The organism is Chitinophaga sp. ARDCPP14, from assembly GCF_051362515.1.
Classification (GTDB): Bacteria; Bacteroidota; Bacteroidia; order Chitinophagales; family Chitinophagaceae; genus Chitinophaga.
The window spans coordinates 80596-102911 of the sequence record NZ_JBKIXB010000007.1; the positions used below are offsets into that span (position 1 = coordinate 80596).

General features: G+C 46.9%; 14 protein-coding genes and 1 tRNA gene. 8 read left to right on the forward strand and 7 right to left on the reverse strand.

Features of this window, described 5'->3' with window-relative positions:
- Positions 1-33 precede the first annotated feature (33 nt).
- Positions 34-777, reverse strand: coding sequence for a lysophospholipid acyltransferase family protein (locus tag ACLHR0_RS19830; RefSeq protein ID WP_429063334.1), 744 nt, complete (start codon positions 775-777; stop codon positions 34-36).
- An 11-nt stretch (positions 778-788) separates the two neighbouring features.
- A complete protein-coding gene (gene ung / locus ACLHR0_RS19835) occupies positions 789-1460 on the reverse strand; it encodes a uracil-DNA glycosylase (protein WP_370907899.1) in 672 nt (223 codons plus the stop codon).
- Positions 1461-1595: 135 nt separating this feature from the next.
- Here ung and ACLHR0_RS19840 point away from each other — a divergent pair.
- A tRNA-Arg gene (locus tag ACLHR0_RS19840) sits at positions 1596-1669 on the forward strand.
- A 151-nt stretch (positions 1670-1820) separates the two neighbouring features.
- On the opposite strand, the gene ACLHR0_RS19845 is transcribed toward ACLHR0_RS19840, so the two are convergent.
- Positions 1821-2234 (reverse strand): hypothetical protein, encoded by a 414-nt coding sequence (locus ACLHR0_RS19845; protein WP_436488927.1) that lies wholly within the window; start codon positions 2232-2234, stop codon positions 1821-1823.
- Between the two features lie 187 nt (positions 2235-2421).
- On the opposite strand from ACLHR0_RS19845, the gene ACLHR0_RS19850 reads away from it, so the two are divergent.
- Both ACLHR0_RS19850 and ACLHR0_RS19855 read left to right on the forward strand, forming a co-directional pair.
- Positions 2422-7053, forward strand: coding sequence for a DUF3320 domain-containing protein (locus tag ACLHR0_RS19850; protein WP_436488929.1), 4632 nt, complete (start codon positions 2422-2424; stop codon positions 7051-7053).
- Positions 7054-7208: 155 nt separating this feature from the next.
- Positions 7209-9602, forward strand: a complete 2394-nt coding sequence (locus tag ACLHR0_RS19855) for an ABC transporter permease (RefSeq protein ID WP_436488931.1) — start codon at positions 7209-7211, stop codon at positions 9600-9602.
- 41 nt (positions 9603-9643) lie between these two features.
- Here the strand turns inward: ACLHR0_RS19855 and ygiD are convergent, their stop codons facing one another.
- From ygiD to msrA, 4 genes are all read right to left on the reverse strand, one after another.
- Positions 9644-10465 (reverse strand): 4,5-DOPA dioxygenase extradiol, encoded by an 822-nt coding sequence (ygiD, locus tag ACLHR0_RS19860; protein ID WP_436488933.1) that lies wholly within the window; start codon positions 10463-10465, stop codon positions 9644-9646.
- Between the two features lie 41 nt (positions 10466-10506).
- Entirely contained in the window at positions 10507-10917 is a 411-nt protein-coding gene (locus tag ACLHR0_RS19865; protein ID WP_429050347.1) for an Rrf2 family transcriptional regulator, read from the reverse strand.
- 57 nt (positions 10918-10974) lie between these two features.
- The gene (locus ACLHR0_RS19870; RefSeq protein WP_436488936.1) at positions 10975-11394 is read right to left on the reverse strand and encodes a hypothetical protein; all 420 of its coding nucleotides are present in this window, start codon (positions 11392-11394) and stop codon (positions 10975-10977) included.
- A 235-nt stretch (positions 11395-11629) separates the two neighbouring features.
- On the reverse strand, positions 11630-12277 hold the full coding sequence (gene msrA, locus ACLHR0_RS19875; protein WP_370907890.1) for a peptide-methionine (S)-S-oxide reductase MsrA: 648 nt from the start codon (positions 12275-12277) through the stop codon (positions 11630-11632).
- A gap of 431 nt (positions 12278-12708) precedes the next feature.
- Here msrA and ACLHR0_RS19880 point away from each other — a divergent pair, with 431 nt between their 5' ends.
- The 5 genes from ACLHR0_RS19880 to ACLHR0_RS19900 all read left to right on the forward strand — a co-directional run bounded on the left by ACLHR0_RS19880 (position 12709) and on the right by ACLHR0_RS19900 (position 22144).
- Positions 12709-14829 (forward strand): endonuclease MutS2, encoded by a 2121-nt coding sequence (locus tag ACLHR0_RS19880; protein ID WP_429050344.1) that lies wholly within the window; start codon positions 12709-12711, stop codon positions 14827-14829.
- A gap of 125 nt (positions 14830-14954) precedes the next feature.
- Positions 14955-15839, forward strand: a complete 885-nt coding sequence (locus ACLHR0_RS19885) for a helix-turn-helix domain-containing protein (RefSeq protein ID WP_370907888.1) — start codon at positions 14955-14957, stop codon at positions 15837-15839.
- 345 nt (positions 15840-16184) lie between these two features.
- Complete coding sequence (locus ACLHR0_RS19890) at positions 16185-17378, forward strand: efflux RND transporter periplasmic adaptor subunit (RefSeq protein ID WP_370907887.1); 1194 nt, start codon at positions 16185-16187, stop codon at positions 17376-17378.
- A gap of 137 nt (positions 17379-17515) precedes the next feature.
- A complete protein-coding gene (locus ACLHR0_RS19895) occupies positions 17516-20680 on the forward strand; it encodes an efflux RND transporter permease subunit (RefSeq protein ID WP_370907886.1) in 3165 nt (1054 codons plus the stop codon).
- A gap of 42 nt (positions 20681-20722) precedes the next feature.
- Complete coding sequence (locus tag ACLHR0_RS19900) at positions 20723-22144, forward strand: efflux transporter outer membrane subunit (RefSeq protein ID WP_429050336.1); 1422 nt, start codon at positions 20723-20725, stop codon at positions 22142-22144.
- The last annotated feature ends 172 nt before the right edge of the window (positions 22145-22316 follow it).

Consider the following 22316-nt stretch of genomic DNA (forward strand, 5'->3'; position numbering starts at 1 on the left):
GGATTGCCATTGGCAATCCCCGCTTTCGTTATATTACTTTGTGTTGTTGGCCAGGTAATAATCCCACATCAGGCGGAATACTTTTTCTTTAAAAGCGGGGAGGTCATCTCTTGTTAGTCCTGTAGTAGGCAGGGGAGGCAGGAAATGATAATCGATGCGATGCGGCCATGCGAAGAATTTCTTTCCTACCGGTAATATTTTTTTGGTGTGAAACAGTAACGACGGCATCAATGGCACCTGGGTGTCTATCGCTAATGCAAAGGCGCCGTCATAAAAATCCTTTAAAGGCTGATCTGTGCGGTTGCGTGTGCCTTCTGGGTAAAGCAGGATGTGTATGCCTAAACTGAGGGCATGTTTCATTTCAACGATGCTTTGTTTGCGGCTTGCTTCACTGCTGCGGTCTACCAGGATACCACCTATACGGTACAGCACACCAAACAGCGGCACTTTGCCGAGAGATGCTTTTGCGAGTGTTTTATTGATGCCGGGAATTTCTGCAGATGTTACCGGCACATCGATCAGCGAGTTGTGATTACATACTACGACATAGGTTTGTCCGGGTGCAAAATATTCCAGTCCTTTTTTGCGTACAGGGCAGCCAATCAGTGGCTGATACACTTTCATCCATATCCTGCCAAAGAACAGAAATCCTTTTGTTCTACGTGGTTCCGGCAGGTAAGAAATGATCCATACCGGGATGAATATTACCAGCATTGTTAGTGCGAACATCACTAACATCCATGCTGCGAATATTCTGCCGAAGATATTTTTAAACATAAGGTTGTTTTTTACAGTCTCCAGTCTACCGGTGCTATTCCTGCCTTTCCGAGTATTTCATTTGTTCTTGAAAAATGCCTGCATCCAAAAAATCCTTTATCAGCGCTGAAAGGAGAGGGGTGTGCGGCCTGCAATATATGATGTCTGGTAGCGTCTATCAGGTATTGTTTATCCTGTGCAAAGCGGCCCCAGAGCAGGAATACCACATCGCTCCGCTGATCGGAAATTTTGCGGATCACGGCATCAGTAAAATCGCCCCAACCTATTTTACTATGGGACGCGGGTTCACCGGCTCTTACAGTAAGAAAGGCGTTTAATAACAGTACACCGTGTTCCGCCCATTTGGTAAGATTGCCGCTGGTAGGTATTTCCAGCCCGAGATCTGTTTTCATTTCCTTGTAAATATTCACAAGCGAAGGAGGAGGTTTTACGCCATCCGGTACGGAGAAGCTGAGTCCATGCGCCTGTCCTGCACCGTGATAAGGATCCTGACCAAGAATCACTACTTTTACTTTATCTATCGGTGTTTTATCAAAGGCATTAAAGATCAGGTTTCCGGCAGGATAAATTACTTTACCCAATGCCTTTTCATGTTTAAGAAACATGACGATCTGATCGAAATAAGACTTATGAAATTCATCTTTCAGCGCTTCCTTCCAGCTTGATTCTATTTGTACATCCATAGTGTTCACGTCGATATTTAAAGAAAAATAAATTAAATTTGATTTATTGGGAGAAATTTACATAAATTTGCACTCCCAAAATGCGAGTTAAATATAGTAATTTATTTCACATTTCAAGGGAAAACAAACACATAAGTCTTGGTAGCTCAGCTGGATAGAGCAACTGCCTTCTAAGCAGTAGGCCATTGGTTCGAATCCAATCCAGGACACAGAAAGAGGAAAATTGCTTTTGCAATTTTCCTCTTTTTAGTTTTAGTATAATTGCGTACAAGCATGTTTGTGCCATAGCGTAAACAATAGTGCCGGTAACACGCACGAATGCTGTCTTCCATTTTGCTTCGTATAACCGTTAGCGATATATTACCTGGCGGTATCCTTCAGCCAGGGCCGGCGACCAGCTTCCAGTATAGGCAGGTTGGCCTCCGTAGGCACATAAATCACCGCCTGCGGATTTTTCTCAATGTTATCGATCCACAGCCAGTGGAGATAGGCTTCATTGTTACGCAGCGACTCACCAATGATCTGGTTGGAGCGGGCCACGCCATGCGCCCGGATGGTATCTGCGGCTGCCAGCATGGCGGCGCTTTCCATTTTGGCGCGGGCTTCAGCCACGGCTACTTCTTTGGATGCCTGTGCATGTGCCAGCAGTGCTTCCCCTTCCATGCGCTGGGAGTATACTTTGTATTGCGGACAACCCCACAATCCAAGTATAATCAGGCCGGCAAATACTAAAAGAGCAAAAGTAGTGAGTGAAATAATGGATTTTGTATTCATAGAGGTAATGTCCTGTACCGCAGGACGGGGTTTGGTTTGGGGTTCAAATATAGTTATATATTGTATATGGATGGGCGGCTTTCACGGTAAGGCCTATCCGGTAACGCAGGATTTTCTCTTTTTGTATACTTCTTCTCCTTCTTCACCGTTTATTAAAATTATATTTGTAGCGTTTTATTTTGCCATTATGATCGCATCCATATTAACCAGGCTTGAATCTTCCCGGAAAGAGTTACTGGATTTAGGTCTCAGAAATCCATTGTTGAATTACAAGTTGCCAGCCGGCAAAGGTTTACATATTGTAGAAGAACAATCTGCTGCCATTTATGATATACTGGTGCGGGAAGGTAAAACCATGTCGTTCCTCGGCAGGCCCGAAAAAAAGCAGGAAGAAGAAGCCGTGCAGTATAATGAACCGGTATCGAAAGATGCGTTAACCGATACCCGTTTACAAACCAATGAAAACCAGGTAACCCTGCACTCCCGGCTGCTCAATACCTACTATGCCGCCCGGATGAGCATGGAAGAGCAGGGGGTGAACATTCTTTATATTTCCCTGGGGATGTTGCAGTGGTATGAGGCCGCTGGCAGCGAAGAAGCGCGGTTTGCACCGCTGATCATGGTGCCGGTGCTGCTGGACAGGTCCAGCGCGCGAGAACGTTTCCGGTTGAAATACTCCCTTGAGGAAGTAGGCGCCAACATTTCCCTGCAGGCAAAAATGAAGGCCGACTTTAATATACATATCCCTGATTTGCCGGATGCGGAAGACTTTGATGTAAATGCCTACCTGGCGGAAGTGGCCGCGGCAGTGGAGCCCATGCAGGGATGGAAAGTGGCCGCCGATACAGTGGAGCTGGGCTTTTTCTCCTTTGGCAAATTCCTGATCTATAACGACCTGGATGCTTCCAAATGGCAGCAGGAGGATGATATTATAACGCACCCGGTGATTCAAAGTCTTTTTGGCGGCGGATTTTCAGATACTGCTCCACAACTGCCGGATGATGTGTTCATCGACAACGATACCAATGCGCATGAACTGTTCCAGGTAGTGGATGCCGACAGCTCCCAGATCATGGCCATGCTGAGCGTGCAGGAAGGCCGTAACCTGGTGATACAGGGCCCGCCGGGAACCGGTAAATCACAAACGATTACCAACATCATTGCAGACGCTATTGGCCGCGGCAAAAAAGTGTTATTTGTGGCAGAGAAAATGGCAGCGCTGGAAGTGGTGAAACGCCGGTTGGATAATATCCAGCTGGGAGAAGCCTGCCTGGAATTGCACAGTCATAAAGCCAATAAAAAAGAACTGCACCAGGAACTGAGAAAGGTGCTGGAACTGGGGCGCCCGTCTATCCAGAAGTTACAGGAAGAAGTGTTGCTCCTGGATAATTACAAGAAAGAATTGAATGATTACTGTCTTGCAGTGAATGGCGCTATCGAAAGAAGCGGTTTAACTGCCCACCAGGTAATAGGTTACCTGCTACGGCTAAACGAAGAAACTGCAGGTATCACATTACCGCATATACAATTGCCGGATATCGCCCGCTGGGATGCTGCTGCAATGAACAAGGCTACCGCAATGGCGTTGCGGATACAGGCCTGTTTGCAGGAAACAGGTGTGCCGGCCAATCTCGCTTTCCGCGGCAGCCGGCTCACGGTATTGCTGCCGCATGAACAAACTGCTCTTGCCCGGCTGTTGGCAGATGCATTGGCCGCCCAGGAAGCACTGGTGCAAACGACTTCCGCGATCGCAGGAAAAATGAGTATCCCATCTCCCAAAGATATTAACGCGGTACATACGCTTATTGATATTTGCGCGCTGCTGGCGCGTCAACCGGATCTGAAGGAAATAGACGTTGCCAATAAAGCGTGGGTATTGCAAAAGCAGGATATCGTGGAATGGCTGACCGCAGGTGTAGCTGCTACTGCCGTTCAGCAGCAGTACCAGGAAATCTTTATTCCCGAGGCATGGGAGCAAAACGTAATGGAGATCCGGGAAAACCTGCTGGCACATGGCCACAAATGGTACAAGTTCCTGATTGGCGCGTACAAAAAAAGTAACCGGCAACTGGCGGCCTTATGCAAACACGCGTTGCCGGACGACAAGGAAGAAAAATTGCAGTATGTGGATGCGATCATGGAATTCCGCCGGCAGGATACACTGCTGAAAGAACATGCTGCTTTAGCCGGCACCTTGTTCGGCAGCCGCTGGCAGAAATCACATACCGATTGGCCAGCGCTGGAAGAAGCAACGGCCTATTTAACGGAATTGCATACACGTATTTCAGCGGGCAGCTGTCCTGCGCAGGTAGCTCAATGGTTACACACTCACCGCAACGCCGCCGATGCCCTTGCAGATCAGCAGCAGCTTACGCAATTGCTGGCAGCGCAGCAGCAACGCAACACTGCGGTGCTGGAGAAGCTGGAAATGCCGCCGGGACAATTTCCTGTGCTGCTGGATGTACAGCAATGGCAGTTACAAACATGGACAGATAAACTACCCGAAATACACCACCTCATTGCGTGGAACAATATAACGGAAACGGCTATACAGGAACAGCTGGGATGCCTGCTCACACCGGTGCAGGAATGGGAAGGCGGTGCAAGATTACTGAGAACAGCGCTGGAAAAAACATGGTATGAATACCTGGTAGAAACAGCCGTAAAATCGCAGCCTGCATTGCGTAAATTTGAGCGTGCAGGTCATGAAGAAATGGTACAGCAGTTTCGTAAGCTGGACGTATTGAATCTTCAGTATAACCGCGCCCGTGCTGCGTTACAGCACTGGGAACAAATGCCTCGCGCAGATGCCGGCGGACAGGTAAACATCCTCCGCACGGAGTTTAACAAAAAGGCGCGGCATATGCCTATCCGGAAACTGATGCAGGAAGCGGGTTTGGCGATACAGGCTATTAAGCCGGTATTTATGATGAGCCCATTGTCTATCGCTAATTTTTTACCGCCGGCCACATTGGAATTTGACCTCGTTATTTTCGATGAAGCCAGCCAGGTGAAGCCGGTAGAAGCGCTGGGCGCTATTTTGCGCGGTAAACAACTGGTGGTAGTAGGAGATAATAAACAATTGCCACCTACCAGCTTCTTTGATTCCCTTACCCGGGAAACCGATGATGAAGAAAATGTTACCGCAGATATGCAGAGCATCCTCGGTTTGTGCGATGCACAGGGTGCGCCACAACGTATGTTGCGCTGGCATTACAGGAGCCGGCATGAATCGCTGATCACGTTGTCGAATCATGAATTTTATGAGAATAAACTGGTGATATTTCCGAGTCCCGGTGATAAAGAAAGAAAAGGACTGGTATTTCATCACCTGAAAGATACGGCATACGACCGTGGTAAAACCCGCACCAACCCTAAGGAAGCGGAAATTGTAGCAGATGCGGTAATGGAACATGCCCGTAAAAATCCCGGAATGAGTTTAGGGGTGGTAGCGTTTAGTACCTCGCAGCGGCAGGCGATCAGTGATGCGCTGGAATTGCGGCGCCGTAAATCACCTGAGCTGGAATCATATTTCATGGCGCACCAGGACGAACCTTTCTTTGTGAAGAACCTGGAAAACGTGCAGGGAGATGAAAGGGATGTAATATTTATTTCTATCGGTTACGGACGTACGGAGGAAGGATATGTGGCCATGTCTTTTGGGCCGCTGAATAACGAAGGCGGGGAAAGAAGGCTCAATGTACTGATCACGCGGGCGAAAACGCGTTGCGAAGTATTTACCAATATTACCGCCGATGATATTGATGTGAACAGGACCAAGAGCTATGGTATACAATCGCTGAAAAATTTCCTGTATTTCGCACAGCATGGCAAGCTGTACATGACCGCCGAAACAGGGCTTCCGGCAGATAGTCCGTTTGAAGAAAATGTGGCGTTTAAACTGGAATCGCTGGGATATATTGTACGCAAGCAGGTAGGGTCAAAAGGATTTTATATTGACCTGGCTATTGTAGATGCAGAAAATCCGGGCCGTTATATATTGGGGATCGAGTGCGACGGTGCCGCTTATCATTCTGCCCGTTCCGCCCGTGACCGTGACCGCTTGCGGCAGCAGGTACTGGAAGCCGTTGGCTGGAAGATCCACCGGGTGTGGAGCACCGATTGGTTCCGTAATCCGGAGCGGGAGCTGAACCGCCTGGTGGCTGCTATTGAAAAAGCAAAAGCCGCTGTTGCGATCGACGACCAGGTAGCCGAAGATGCGAAGAAAGAATCCCCGCAAGTACTGACCCGGGAAGCAGTGGAAGCAACCGAAGAAGAAGTGCCGGCATATGAAACCGCAGTATTACCGGATGAAATCCGGGCGCAGGAATTTCATCTGTCTCCCATTGGTAAACTATGTAACTGGATAGAACAGGTAGTAACAGTGGAAAGCCCGGTTCATTTTGATGAGTTAGCCCGGCGGATGGTAGAAGCAGCAGGTATTACCAGGGTGGGACCCCGTATCCGGGAAATACTGCGTCATGCGGTACGCCATTCCGATGCCGGCAAACGCATAAAAATTAAAGGACAATTCCTTTGGCATACTTCATTGCCTACGCCCGTGGTGCGCAACCGCAGCCAACTGCCGGCCGCCGCCAGGAAAATCAACTACATAGCAGCAGAAGAAATAGGCGTAGCCCTGGAAAAAGTGGTGAAGGATGCGGTGGCCATACAACGCGAAGATGCCGTGCCTTTCATTGCCAGGATGTTCGGCTACAGCCGTGTAACCGAAGAAATGAAAGAAGAGATCCTGAAAGCGATTGATCTCAGCATTGAAAATAACCAGGTACAACGGGAAGGCGAACTGCTGAAGGCATGATACCGTACAGGCGCTGTACTGAAACCGGACAAATTTAAATTAATAATATCTGTTTAGCGTTGGTATTTAGGATACATCCGGGATGGCATGTTTTTGCTTTTCAGGTGTGGAGAAGAGAATAATGTGAGATAGTTATCAACTTTAAATTTCTCCCGATGTTTCAAAATCATCTCCTGATAGCATGGCGTAACCTGGTCCGGTTTAAATATTATTCCCTGATCAATATTGCCGGGTTGTCTATTGGCTTGGCCGCCTGCTGGTTATTGTTGCTGTATGTACACCGGGAAACCAGTTATGATAATTTTTATCCGCAGGCGGATCGTATTTACCGGGCTGTTAATCATGCTACGTGGACAGGCGGTAATTTGCACCTGGCTACTACTTCCGCCCCATTTGCCGCGGTATTGAAGAAAGACTACCCCGAAATAGAACAGATAACAAGAGTAGAAGCCGATGGCGGCGCCGCATTGAAATATGGCGAAAAGAAACTGGAAGTAGGGGATATGTTTTTTGTGGACAGCACCTTTTTTAGCGTGTTCAGTTTCCCGATAGCCGCAGGGGATGCTTCTTCCGCCCTGGCCCAACCCAATTCGCTGGTGCTGACCCGGAGTCTTGCTCAAAAACTCATCGGCAGCCCTGAGGAGGCGATAGGAAAAACCATCCTCACGGATGACAGCACTGCTTATACTGTGAGCGCAGTAATGGAAGATGTGCCCTCCAATTCCCATCTCTCTTTCAGCGCATTGCGCGTAATGCCGCCGGACTATAACGCTAACGGTTGGCAGAACTTCGACGTATATACTTACCTGTTATTGCAGAAAGATGCGGATGCAAAATCGCTGGAAAGTAAGCTGCCGGCGTTTTTTGAGCGGTATTTAAAACCGCGTATGGGAGAAGTAACGTATAAAATGGAACTGCAGCCGGTGACAGATATCCACCTGCATTCCCACCTCGATTATGAAATATCGCCAAACGGCAACATGCTGTACATCTATATTTTTCTTTGTATTGGTTTGCTGACGTTGCTGATTGCCTGTATTAACTATATGAACCTGGCTACGGCCCGCGCCAGCGCGCGCATAAAAGAAGTAGGGGTGCGTAAAAGTATGGGATCGGGCAGGGAAGAAATTGCGCGCCTGTTCCTGACAGAATCCATGTTGCTTACTTTCTTTGCCGCCCTGGTTGCTGTGGGAATGGTAGCGGTATTGCTGCCCTGGTTTAATGCTTTCACCGGTTCGCAGGTACAGTTATGGCAGTTCGGACTGGCAAAAACCATCGTTGTTATTATAATGCTGGCTTTACTCACCGGTCTGTTGGCAGGTATTTACCCGGCGGTGTTTATGTCTGGTTTTAAAGTGATCAATTCGCTGAAAGGGAAGCTGGGAAACAGCGGCCACGCTGGTTTCCGGAAGGGGCTTGTTACCTTCCAGTTTATCATTGCGATTATTTTAACAGGAAGCACCATGGTGGCGTATGACCAGCTGCAGTATATGATGCATAAGAACCTGGGTTTCGACAAAGACCAGGTGTTGTCTTTTCATATACCTGATCAGCAGATGCGGAGTAAAATGGCGGTGCTGAAAGACCAGCTGTTGCGGAATCCGCTGGTGCAGCATGTAGCTGCGGCCAGTAATCCGATAGGCAGGAATAATATTGGTGGTCACGGCTTTTTCTTTGAGCAGAACGGCAGTATTTCCGAGGCGTCTGTAGTTGCGCAGAATTATATGGTGGACGCGGATTACCTGAAAACAATGGGCATCAAGCTGCAAAGCGGGCGTAATTTTTCAGATACCGGTGAATCGGATATGCATCATTCGGTGCTGATCAATGAAACGCTTGTGAAAATGCTCAACTGGGATCAGCCACTGGGCAAGCGGGTGCAGTTTAAGATTGACGCCGAAGGGAATCGTACCGAGCGTGTAGTGGTGGGCGTGGTAAAAGATTTTCACATCTATTCCCTGCAGCATAAAATAGCGCCGCTGGTGCTGGAGATGCCGCCGTTCCCGGGTGCGCAGGACAACGTATACGTGAAGGTGAGCAGGTCCAATGTACCGGCTGCAGTTGCCTATATTGAAAAAGTGTTTCATTCCTTTGATCCCGGGCATCAGTTCGATTATAGTTTTATAGATCAGAATTTCGCCAGGCAGTATGCCGGTGAGCAGAAGCAGGAAACGATATTTATGTTGTTTGCAATGCTGGCATTATTTATTGCCTGCCTGGGACTCTTTGGGCTGGCGGCTTTCACGGCGGTACAGCGAACAAAGGAAATAGGCGTACGCAAAACGCTGGGGGCTTCCACCGCGAATATTGTAAAATTATTATCGAAAGATTTCCTGCAATTGTTACTTATTGCCGCTGCGGTAGCATTCCCGGTTACCTGGTGGATTATGGACCGGTGGCTGAATAATTTCGCTTATCATGCGGGCATCAGCATCTGGGTGTTTGTGATTACAGGCAGCGCGGTGGTAGTGATTGCGTTGGCGACGGTGAGTTTTCATGCGGTGAAAGCTGCGATGGCCAATCCTGTTAAGAGTTTGCGGGCTGATTAAAAGAAGGCGCCGGGTAAGTAATTGCCCGGCGCTGCATTACATTAAGCGGTTTTAAAACACCGCATACTGATACTTCCGTTCTGTATTTCTTCGTACGTGAATTTTATTTCCTCATTTTTATTTACCAGTCCCAGTGTATAGATCATTGGGAGATAGTGATCGTTGGTTGGGATGGACAATTGCGCTTCCCGGCCGAGCGTATGATAATTTACCAGGTCGGCGAAGGCGCCCTGTTCCAGTTTCTGTTTCACCGTTTCATCGAAGGAAAGGGCCCAGTCGAACGGTTTGGCATTGTCTGTAAACACTACCTGCCGGAGATTGTGCACAATGTTGCCGCTGCCCATGATGAGTACTCCTTTATCCCGTAGTGCTTTCAGTTCTGCCGCCAGTTTGAAGTGGTATTCCGGTGGCTGGTGATAATCGATGCTCAGCTGGAATACAGGGATATCGGCCATAGGATACATATGTTTCAGTACCGTCCATGAGCCGTGATCGAGGCCCCAGTGGTCATCTTCTATAACATTAGTGGAAGTGATGAGCTGTTTGGTTTCCCGGGCCAGTTCCGGTGCGCCGGGTGCGGGGTATTGTACCGCGTAAAGTGCTTCCGGGAATCCGCCGAAATCGTGGATGGTTTCCGGTTGCGGGGCTACCAGCACGTGGGTGCCTTTGGTGAGCCAGTGGGCGGATATTACCAGGATGGCGCTAGGTTTTTGAGGCAAGTCCTTTCCCATGCTGCTGAGGGCGCGTGTAAAGGGATTGTCCATGATACCGTTCATGGGGTTTCCGTGCCCGATAAACATAACGGGCATGCGGACGCTGTTTTTAAATTCGCCGGTAATATTCCTGAGATCGTTGAGTTGCATGCTATTCCTCCTGATGGCAGCAATGCCGTTGATGATAAAATTTATGCGAACTGGCGTAAGAAGTCCGCCAGGCTTGTTTTGTCCAGTTTAAGCAGCAGTGCGCCTTCAATTTCCTGGTAAAGGTTGTCCAGATGCTGGTTGATCTGTTTCCCTACGAGGCAGTCGGGGTTGGGCTTATTTTTGCTATTTCCCAGCAGGGAAGCCTGTTGTACGGCGTGGTATACTTCTGAGAGCCGGATCTTATCGGCTGGTTTTGCCAGGGTGGCGCCTCCGTTTTTACCTTCCTTACTTTCTATGAGCCCGTGGTTGCGGAGGTTGCTGATTTCCTTTCGAACCAGTACCGGGTTGATGTTAATGCTGCCGGCAATATAGTCGGACGACAACAGTTCCCCTTCCGCGCTGGCCATCAGCGTGAGTATATGCAGTGATATGGGAAATCTTCCGTTGTTCATTCTGTAATCGACTTTATTACAGTACAAAAGTACGATAATAGGGGAGAATGGAAAAATTTATCTGTGGGTATAGAAGTAAACTACGCTGGCAATGATGAGAACCAGTACGATAAGGGCAATTACGCAGCCATTCCGGCTGGGTTGCTTCACTGCACTGGCTACCCCACGGGCGCCAATAAGCGCCTCCACGGCCTCTTTAGCTTCCAGCAGGCCAATATTGGTGCCGGGGAGCTTGTTCATTTCTGTCAGGTAGTATTTAACGGCATGCAATTTTCCGGAATGCAGGCTCAGTTGTATCGCTTTTTCCTCGATGGTACGTTTAGTAATGATGTTTTTCCGGTTTTCCGGGGTTGTTTGGTCGTTCACTACCTTTTGACAGCTTTGGCAGATAAACAGTACGTGAAATGGGTCTTTTTCCGGTATGGTACGGATAAGATCCGTGCTCCCACACCAGGGACATACTTGTACAGTGCTCATTAATGGTGGAACTTTTTATTAACTGCTGCATAAGTTAATAAAAGTTTTTTAGGATTCAGCAATAAATGCGGTAGAGGGGAGGTCGACGATGTTTGTCTGTTACTTCACCAATACTTCTCAGATGCCTGATGCATGGGTAAGCATTGCCTAACCCATGCACTATGAATACTGTTCTCATGCACTTCTGATGCACTTCCAATGCACTATCAATGCACTCCCCATGCACTATCTCCCCTTAGGGTTGCTTTTTCAGGTGTCCGGCAAATGCTTTTTTGAACTTCTCCAGTTTGGGTTTGATCACAAAAGTGCAATATGGCTGTGATCCGTTCTGGTTATAATAGTTCTGGTGATAATCTTCCGCCTCATAAAAGGTAGTAAGCGGCGCAATTTCCGTTACAATAGGTTTGTCGTACGCGCCGGATTCCTGCAGTTTCTTCTTATAAAACGCTGCTTTCTCTTTCTGGTCCTCGTTATTGTAGAAGATCACGCTGCGGTACTGGGTACCTACGTCGTTGCCCTGCCTGTTCAGCTGGGTGGGGTCGTGACTCAGCCAGAAAGCCTGCAGCAGTTCTTCGTAGCTGATCTTTGACGTATCGTAGGTAACGCGGATCACTTCCGCATGGCCGGTAGTACCGGTACATACCTGCTCGTAGGTAGGGTTGGGTACATCACCGCCGGCATAGCCGGATTCTACTTTAGTTACACCGTCCAGGTATTGAAACTGAGCTTCTGTACACCAGAAGCAGCCGCCTCCGAAGGTAGCGGTAGCCGTTTTTCCATTGTTGGTTACTTCCATATCTCCGGGCACTTTGTCTTTTTTTTGCTGGGCACAGGCAGAAAACGCCATTGCAATCAGGCAAATGAATATTGAATATTTTCTCATAAAAATAAAAATTTCAAAGATGCAGCTTTTTTTATATGTCCGGAATGTAATGCTGTTAAGGGATTGCAGCTATTCCTGGCATCTTTAAAGAGCCTTTCCTTTTTATAATTTACGTAATATATGATGGAGGAGAGCGACAAGTTAAGTAACTTTAACATTCTTTTGCAGTTTCCAGGAACCCAGGAGCGCCCTGAAAACCGCCCAAAAGCATACGTCAGCAGCAGCAGGAACCGATAGTATAAGCCGGAATTGCCGGATAACGTTTGATAGCATAATGACAACAAAGATGAACAAGAATTAATAATTTTCCCGGATCAGCTTTCTCCGCCACCATGTTGGCAGCGCTTTTACGCGCACATGAACGTAAACCTTTTACGCAGACACGAACAATACCTGATTGTTGGTGCCTTCTTACTTTAAATAAATAACACTTGAAATATTTTCCTGAATCTGCGTTGATGCAGTTGGAATTCGACAAAGTACAGGCATTGCTGCAAGAGCATTGCAAAACAGAGCTCGGCAAGGAAATGGCCGCAGCGCTCCGCCTGCACACGCATATAGATTACGTAAAAACCGCCCTGCAACAGGCACATGAATATAAACAACTCACCCTGTTACAGGAAAATTTTCCGAACGATTTCATCCTGAACCTTAAAAGAGAACTCCGCCTGCTTTCTATTGAAGGCGCTGTACTAACCGGGGAACAGGCCATGCTGCTGCGTAAACTGGCAGAAAGCATGCATAGCATTGTCCGTTTCTTTGATCACGACCGCCGTACCCAGTACTCCGCGTTGTATGAAGTGATCAAAGAAACCCATTACGAGAAAAAGATCACCGCTACCATTGATGAAGTGCTGGATGAACTGGGACAGGTAAGGGATAACGCTTCCCCGGAACTGGCCCGCATCCGTATTTCGCTGTACCGCAAACGTACAGAGCTGCGCCGCGTGTTTGACCGTATCCTGCAGAAGCTGCAAAAGCTCAATTACCTGGCCGACCAGGAAGAGGCTTTCCTCAACGGACGCAGGGTTGTGGCTATTTACGCCGAAAATAAGCGCATGGTAAAGGGTATTATTCATGGCGAATCCGATACGCGGAAGACTTCCTTCCTGGAACCGGAAGAAACCATTGAGCTGAATAATGATATCCAGTCGCTCGAAAGGGAAGAAGGACGCGAGGTATACCGTATTCTCAAAGCGATGACGGCCGCATTAAGTGGTTTTTCGTTTTTGCTGAACGGCTACCACGAAATCCTGGGTACTTTCGATTTTATCCGGGCAAAAGCCAGGCTGGCGCTGGATATGGACGCAAACTATCCCATGCTGCTGCCGCATGCACAGCTTAATCTTATACAGGCTTATCACCCGCTGTTGCTGCTTTATAACAGGAAAAACCAGAAGCCTACCATCCCGGTAAGCATCAACCTGGATAAAGATGCGCATATCCTGGTGATCAGCGGACCCAATGCCGGTGGTAAAACGGTGACCCTGAAAACCATCGGGCTTATTCAGCTGATGCTGCAATCGGGACTGCTGGTGCCGGTACATCCATCGTCCCAGATCGGGATCTTCAAACAACTGATGATCCATATCGGGGATACCCAGTCGCTGGAGTTTGAGCTGAGCACGTACAGTTCCCATCTCAAAAACATGAAATATTTCATGGAAAACGCCAACGGCAGAACGCTTTTCTTTATAGATGAACTGGGAAGCGGGTCGGATCCCAACCTGGGCGGCGCTTTTGCGGAAGTGATCATGGAGGAACTGGCTAAGAAACATGCGTACGGTATCGTTACCACGCACTATCTGAACCTGAAAGTGATGGCCAACAAGGTAAAGGGGATCGTTAACGGGGCCATGGGCTTCGATGAACAAACCCTGATGCCTATGTATAAGCTGATGGTGGGTAAGCCCGGCAGTTCGTATACCTTCTCTATTGCTGAAAGGATCGGGTTGCATCCGTCGCTGATTGCGCGCGCTAAGAAACTGGTGGATGAGGGGCATTTCCAGCTGGATAAGCTGCTGAACAAAGCCGAACAGGATCTGCAGAAAGTAGAAAGCAAAGAAAAGGAACTGCAGAAGTTATTGAAGGAAAACGAGCGCCTGAAGAAGGAATATGAAGTGCTGGCCGACAAAGAGCGTAAGCAGCAGCAATATGCTTTACTGAAGTTACAGAACCAGATCAAGGAAGATGACCTGCAGTATCTGAAGGATATGGAGCGGAAGCTGAAGCAGATCGTGATAGAGTGGAAACGTGCCGATGATAAGGAGAAAGTAATGAAGCAGGCAGAAATCCTGTTGTTCCGCCGGCGTGAAAAGCAGCATACTGAACAACTCAACAAAAAAGTACAGGACAAATTTGAGGAGATCAAAGGCCAGATAGAGGTAGGCACCCAGGTGAAAATTGTTACCAACAGGCAGGTGGGCAAGGTATTGGAGATCCGTGATAAACGTGCTATTGTCAAAATTGGTAATATTCCTATCAATGTGAAGCTGAGCGATCTTGTGCTGGTGCAGGAAAAACCTGCTGAAAAGGTAGAGGAAGGGAAATGATATAACGGATACCCTGAGGTGGTATAGAGATTATCTATAGGCCGTATAGTTGGAGCAAGATTATTTAATAACCTATCTTTACCGCGTCAAAATTTAAATGGTGGTTACCGTAAAATATTAAACCAATGGAAGTATTAGAACGTGTTGTAACACGCAATTCGGATGTACAGGTTTATAACTGTGATTACGCAGAAGGGGCCAACTTTTTCATGGGGGAGTGGAATGGTTATGAGTGCGCAGGTGATCTGAACATTCCGCATCGTCACAATGGATATAGTATAGATATATTGATCAAGGGCCGCATAACGCAGGTGATTGATTTTAAAAAATACGAGATGGAAGCGCCGGCGCTCATGCTGATGGAACCTAACCAGGTGCATCAGCATGAGATGGATCCTGATGCGGAGCTCATTAATCTTTACTTCACCAACGACTTCCTGGTGCCCGAAATGCAGGGAGTGGTGAGCTGCTGGCGCTGTGTATTCAGCTCCGGTATGGTTCCGCTGAACGAAGAGCAGCTGGAGGAAGTATTGTCTTATGCAGATTTGATCAGGAAAGAGTATAACAGCAACAAATTACGCAAGGATGCCATCATCCGTAACCTGTTGAACGCTTTTATTATAGCGTGCGGGCGTATTTCTGAACCTTCCGGTAACTGGATGAATGCAGAGAGTTCGCAATATAATATGGCGCGGCAGTTTAAGATGCTGGTAGATCAGCATTTTCATGAGAAAGCGCAGGTATCGGATTATGCAGAAATGTTGTACGTTTCACCGGGACATTTAAATGACACGGTGAAGGCGTTGCTGGGAAGGAATGCTAAATTCATCATTGACGAGAAACGGATCATGGAGGCAAAACGCCTGCTGTACTGGGGTGAGCACTCTATTAAGCAGATTGCTGCGCAGTTGAATTTTGAAGATGATGCCTATTTTAACCGTTTCTTTAAGAAGCATTCCGGATTCACGCCTGCATCATTTCAAAAGAGTATCCGTGAAAAGTACAATTAAACCCGTAATAATTTAAACGTGCGTTAACTTTAAATATCTATTTTTGCATTGTGTTTAAAATAATGATGTCGCCCGTGCATCATTCTAAATTTTGAAAACCGATGAGAATTTTTTAGCGGCCGACCGCAAACCTTCAATTTTCTTTTTTACAGTAGTAACAAATTGCTGTGCTCAAACGTATAATGTGCTGTAACATTATAGGTGTCTGAGTGTTGCGGGGCTACCTACCTGTATTTCACAACCCGATTGCTGTCACTGATATTGATTGCTGCGAAGCAAGGCTGCCTTTTATTGGCCTTGATCGTACCGGGGAATTTTATTGTTAGTCGTTTAAAACAAAGTAGTATGAAACCATTTAAATCAACGTTTACAAATTTGCCGGCAGGCTTACTTTATAGTTTTTTTGTTCTTTCCGTATTGTCTGCCTGCAGCACATCGCAGGCAAAGAATGAGGCTCCGCCACCAGCATCTTTACCTGTAATTAAAGCAGTTACATTACCTGCTACAACCTTTCAGGATTTCCCTGCTTCGGTAGAAGGAACCCGTGATGTGGAAATAAGACCACAGGTAGATGGCTATCTAACGAATATTTCAGTAGATGAAGGTGCTTACGTTAGAAAAGGTCAAACACTTTTCACGATCGACAGCAGACCTTATGCAGAGCAACTCAACAATGCCACTGCAAATTTACAAGCTGCAAAAGCGGCATTAGAGAATGCACAAATCAATGTTGATAAATTGAAACCGCTACTTAGTAATAATGTGGTATCGGATGTTCAATTAAAATCGGCCGAAGCAAGTTACAATTCAGCGAAAGCTAATGTTGCCCAGGCACAGGCCCAGGTAGAAGCCGCCCGTATCAATCTTGGGTTCACAAATATCAGCGCACCCAGCGATGGTTATGTAGGTAGTATTCCCTTTAAAACGGGAAGCCTTATTAGCAGGGGAATGACAGGCGCATTGACTACTATTTCTGAAGTAAAGGATATGCGTGTTTATTTTTCTTTGAGTGAAACCGATTTCCTCAAATTCAAGGAAAAATATCCAGGTAATAGTGTTGCTGAAAAAGTAAAAGGAATGCCACCGGTAGAATTAATCCTGGCAGATGGAAGTGTTTATCCTGAAAAAGGAAAAGTTGAAATAGTGGAAGGGCAGTTTGACAAAACTATTGGTGCAATTAGTTTACGTGCCAGCTTTCCTAATGCACAAGGAGTACTTAGAAGTGGTAGTACCGGTAAAGTCAGAGTACCTACTTTACATGCTTCTGCATTGGTAATTCCTCAGGAAGCTACGTTTGAATTGCAGGACAAAGTGTTTGTTTATACAGTGGCCGATAGTAATAAAATCGTTACAAAACCACTAACCATTTCTGGCAAAACGTCTAATTATTATTTTGTTACTGATGGCGTTAAGGTGGGAGATAAGATTGTATTATCTTCTCAATCTACCATGATGATGGGTGGTTTAAAAGATGGTGTTGTTATTCAGCCACAGATGGTATCTATAGATAGCCTGTTGAAAGCAAAGCCGCTGCTTTAAAATAGTTAAGCGTGAAAGCACGCCAGTGTTAAGAACGTTTACACAAAACATTATTCAAATTGTGACGCAGGCAGTGTTGTTACACACATGCACTGTTTGTGTTCGTGCGGACATACCGCAACCCATAATTGTTATTTATGTTAAAACGATTTATTGAAAGGCCGGTGTTATCAACGGTTATTTCTATCATATTGGTTATACTGGGAGCGTTGTCTTTATTCTCCCTGCCTACGGCCTTATTCCCTGAGATTGCGCCGCCATCTGTACAGGTTATCGCCAATTACCCTGGCGCCAACGGGGAGGTGATAGCCCGTACAGTTGCTACCCCCATAGAAGAATCGGTAAATGGTGTGGAGAACATGACGTACATGACCTCCAATTCCAACAACGATGGTAGCTACACCTTGACAGTTTATTTTAAACAAGGAACGGATCCTGATATTGCGGCGGTAAACGTACAAAACCGCGTATCTAAAGCTAATAGCCAGCTGCCTCCCGAAGTATTACAGGCTGGGCTTTCTACACAGAAAGTGCAGAGCAGCTTCCTGATGTTTGTGGCGATATATAGCGAGGATAGCGTTAAGTATAACGAACTGTTCTTAAATAACTATGCAAGAATTAATATCATCCCTCAGTTACAACGTATACCAGGGGTGGCACAGGTACAGCCATTTGGTTCAAAAGATTATTCGATGCGTGTTTGGTTGAAACCCGACAGGCTTGTTGCTAATAATCTTTCTACAACAGAAGTGATGAATGCGATCAAAGATCAGAACGTAGAAGCTGCACCAGGGCGTTTGGGACAAAGTAGTAAAGAATCTTTCGAGTATATTATTAAGTACAAGGGAAAGTTGAACAAGCCTGAAGAGTATGAAAACATGGTGATTAAGGCAAATAACGATGGTTCTGTTCTTCGCCTTAAAGATTTGGCCCGGGTTGAACTTGGTGGTTATACTTATACTGCCTCGAATTTGCTCGATGGCAAACCGGCTACTGGTTTTGGTATTTTGCAAACACCGGGTTCCAATGCCAATGAAATTCTTACCGAACTGGAACGCCAGATTGGAGAATTTGATAAGGCGTTACCCGATGGTATGAAGTTTAAGATCATGTACAACTCGAAGGAGTTTTTGGATGCATCTATCGACCAGGTAAAAGAAACACTGATCATTGCATTCATCCTGGTGGCCATTGTGGTTTTCATTTTCCTGCAAGATCTGCGCTCTACATTGATCCCGGTAATTGCTGTTCCTGTTTCGATTATAGGTACCTTCTTCTTCTTACAATTATTTGGCTTTAGTATTAACCTGCTTACATTGTTCGCACTGGTACTGGCTATTGGTATTGTGGTGGATGATGCGATTGTGGTTGTGGAGGCCGTACACTCAACGATGGAACGTGAGCATTTACCGGCAAGAGAGGCAACAGTTAAAACGATGAGTGAGATATCCGGTGCGATTGTTTCGATCACATTGGTAATGGCAGCAGTGTTTGTACCAGTGAGCTTTGTGCAAGGTCCTGCAGGCGTATTCTATAAACAATTCGCCTTTACACTGGCCATTGCTATCGTTATTTCTGCGGTGAATGCGTTAACGCTAAGTCCGGCGTTGTGTGCATTATTCTTAAAGAACCAGCATATAGGCGAAGGTGGAGAGAAAAAAGGTTTTGGTGCCCGCTTCTTCGATGCGTTTAATACCGCTTTTAATGCAATGACGGCAAGATATATACGGAGCATCAAATTCCTGCTGAGGAACAGATGGGTGGCCATTACCGGATTATTGCTTGTGGTGGTTGCTACAGTTTTGCTGATTAAAACAACACCTACCGGGTTTATTCCGGATGAGGATCAGGGGTTTGTAGTTGGTATTACCCAAACACCTCCCGGTAGTTCACTTAGCAGAACGGAGAATGCAACGAGCCAGATCAGTAAAATTACGATGCAAGATGCGGGTGTGAGCGATGTATGGGCTGCAAATGGGATGAACTTCGTAACAAATGCGAACGCTTCCCCTAATGCTGCGATATTTGTACGGTTAAAAGATCGTAAGGAGAGAGGTGCTGTAAAAGACCCGACTGCTATTGCTGGCGGTTTGTTAGGCAAATCAATGCAAGTACATGATGCCCTGACTTTCTTTGTTGGTTTTCCAACAATACAGGGTTTTGGTAATGTGAGCGGGGTAGAAATGATGTTGCAGGACAGAACAAACGGATCGCTGGAGAAATTAGCAGGAACGGCATGGGGTTTTATTGGTGCATTAAGTCAGCGGCCGGAAGTGGCAAGTGCGTTCACTACTTTTAATACGGGGAATCCACAATACACCATTGATATAGATGATATAAAAGTGAAACAATTGGGTGTATCTGTTGGTGATTTGTTGAATACGCTGCAAACGTATTATGGAAGTAGCTTCGTTTCAGACTTTAACCGTTTCGGGAAATATAGCCGCGTAATGGCGCAGGCCGATGTTTCATACCGGATGGATAAAAGTTCGTTGGATGCTATTTATGTAAAGAACAACCTGGGTACGATGGTACCGGTAAGTACAGTGGCCAAATTCACACGTGTATATGGCCCGGAAACAGTTACACGAAACAACCTGTATAGTGCTGTTACCATTAATGCTACACCCAAACCAGGTTATAGTACCGGTGATGTAATTAAAGCCATTGGAGAAGTATCGAAAAAGGCATTGCCACAAGGATATGCCTATGAGTTTACGGGTATTACGAGGGAAGAGATAAGAGCCGGGAACCAAACTGCGTTCGTGTTTTTATTGAGTGTATTGTTCGTATTCTTCCTGCTGGCTGCACAGTATGAAAGCTATATCCTGCCACTGGCAGTAATCCTTACTGTACCTACGGGTATATTAGGTGTATATAGTTTCATTGGCTTTAGCGGCATAGAGGGCAATATCTACGTACAAATAGGTATGATCATGCTGATTGGATTATTGGCAAAAAATGCGATCCTGATTGTGGAGTTTGCCCTACAACGGCGAAGGGCGGGCTATGAGCTTGTTGAGGCGGCGTTGGAAGCAGCACAGCTTCGTCTTCGTCCAATATTGATGACTTCCTTTGCCTTTATTGTTGGTATGTTGCCATTAATCTTTACGCAAGGTGCATCTGCCAAAGGCAATCATTCGATCGGTTGGAGTACTGTAGGTGGCATGCTTACCGGGGTGGTCCTGGGGGTATTCATCATACCTGTGCTGTTTGTAATTTTCCAGTTCCTGCAAGAGAAAATCAGCCGTAAGCCGATAGTGGCAGTGGAAGCAGAACATCAGGCAAAGCTGGTTCATTAATAGCGGCAGAAAAATATATTATCAGATTCAGAAAAAAGACAAATGAAAACAAGATATAGCTCATTTTACTTTTTGTTGTTCTCCTTAGTTGTAGGGTTAGCAGCATGCCGGGTAGGCCGCAATTACGAGCGGCCCCCGGTGGCGCTGCCGCAGCAGTTCAATAATGACACTGCGCCTTCAGACACCAGCAGCATAGCAGAAATAGAATGGAAGAAGTTTTTTACAGATGCCACCTTACAGCAGTTGATCAGCCAGGCCCTCACCGGCAACTACGATCTGCAGCTGGCAGTGAAAAGAGTGGAAACGGCGCAGGCTTACCTGAAACAGGCTAAAGTGGCCTGGTTGCCGGCTTTTACAGCTACCGCATCGGGCAGTACCAACTTCCCTTCCAAGAATAGTTTTAATGGATTGAACCTTGCTGTTAATAACCTCGGCGACCATATCGAAGATTTTAATATCGGTGTGGGCATGTCGTGGGAAATTGATATCTGGGGTAAGATAAAACGTCAGAAAGAAGCCGCACTGGCTACCTATCTGCAGTCGTACGAAGGCGAGCACGCCGTGCAAACCGGGCTGGTGGCAGCTATTGCCAACAGTTACTTCAACCTGCTGATGCTGGACAACCAGCTCAGTGTGGCCCGCAGAAACCTGGCGCTCAGCGACACCATCGTAAAGATGATCCGCCTGCAGAAAGCCGCCGGTGATGTAACAGAGCTGGGTGTGCAACAGGCTATTTCGCAGCAACAAACTGCGGAACTGCTGATCCCGCAACTGGAACAAGGTATTGCCATCCAGGAAAATGCGTTACGCATTTTAACCGGTGAGCTACCGTCGACGATTACACGTAGCAGCAAACTGAGCGACTTCCAGGTATTGGACTCATTGCCGGCAGGTATTCCTGCGGCCATGATCAGCCGCCGCCCGGATGTACGCGCCAGCGAAATGGGACTGGTAGCTGCTAATGCACAGGTAGGCGTGGCGCAGGGTAGTATGTATCCTACGCTCACTATTACCGGCAGTGGCGGATTAAATGCCTTCAAAGCCAGCACCTGGTTTAATCTTCCTGCTTCCCTGTTTGGTACAGTGGCCGGAAGTGTGGCACAGCCTATCTTCCAGCGCCGCCAGTTAAAAACACAACTGGAAGTAGCTAAAATTCAACGTGAACAAGCGGTGATCCAGTTTAAGCAGTCTGCTCTTACAGCAGTAGGAGAGGTTAGTGATGCGTTGGTAAAGCTGGACAAAGTAAAGGTGCAGCAGGAAATTGCTGTCCGCCAGGTAAATACTGCGCAACTGGCAGTACAACAGGCTCAGCTGCTGTTCCGCAGCGGTATGGCTAACTACCTCGAAGTAATTACTGCCCAATCACGTTCCCTGCAGGCTGAACTGGCCCAGGCCGATATAGACCGCCAGCGCCTCAATGCGATGGTAGACCTGTACCGTTCTTTGGGCGGCGGTTGGAAATAGCCACTGCAAATGACGGATCAAAGCGAAAGACCATCAGCTGAGTTTTTGAATCACTATACGAAACAGATCGCTTAGGTCCGTCATTTTTATCATACCATCCCGGTTTACGCGTTGTAAACCGGGATTTTTATTTCCGGAAGGCTTGCTGCTGGCGGGTTTAAAAAATAATAGC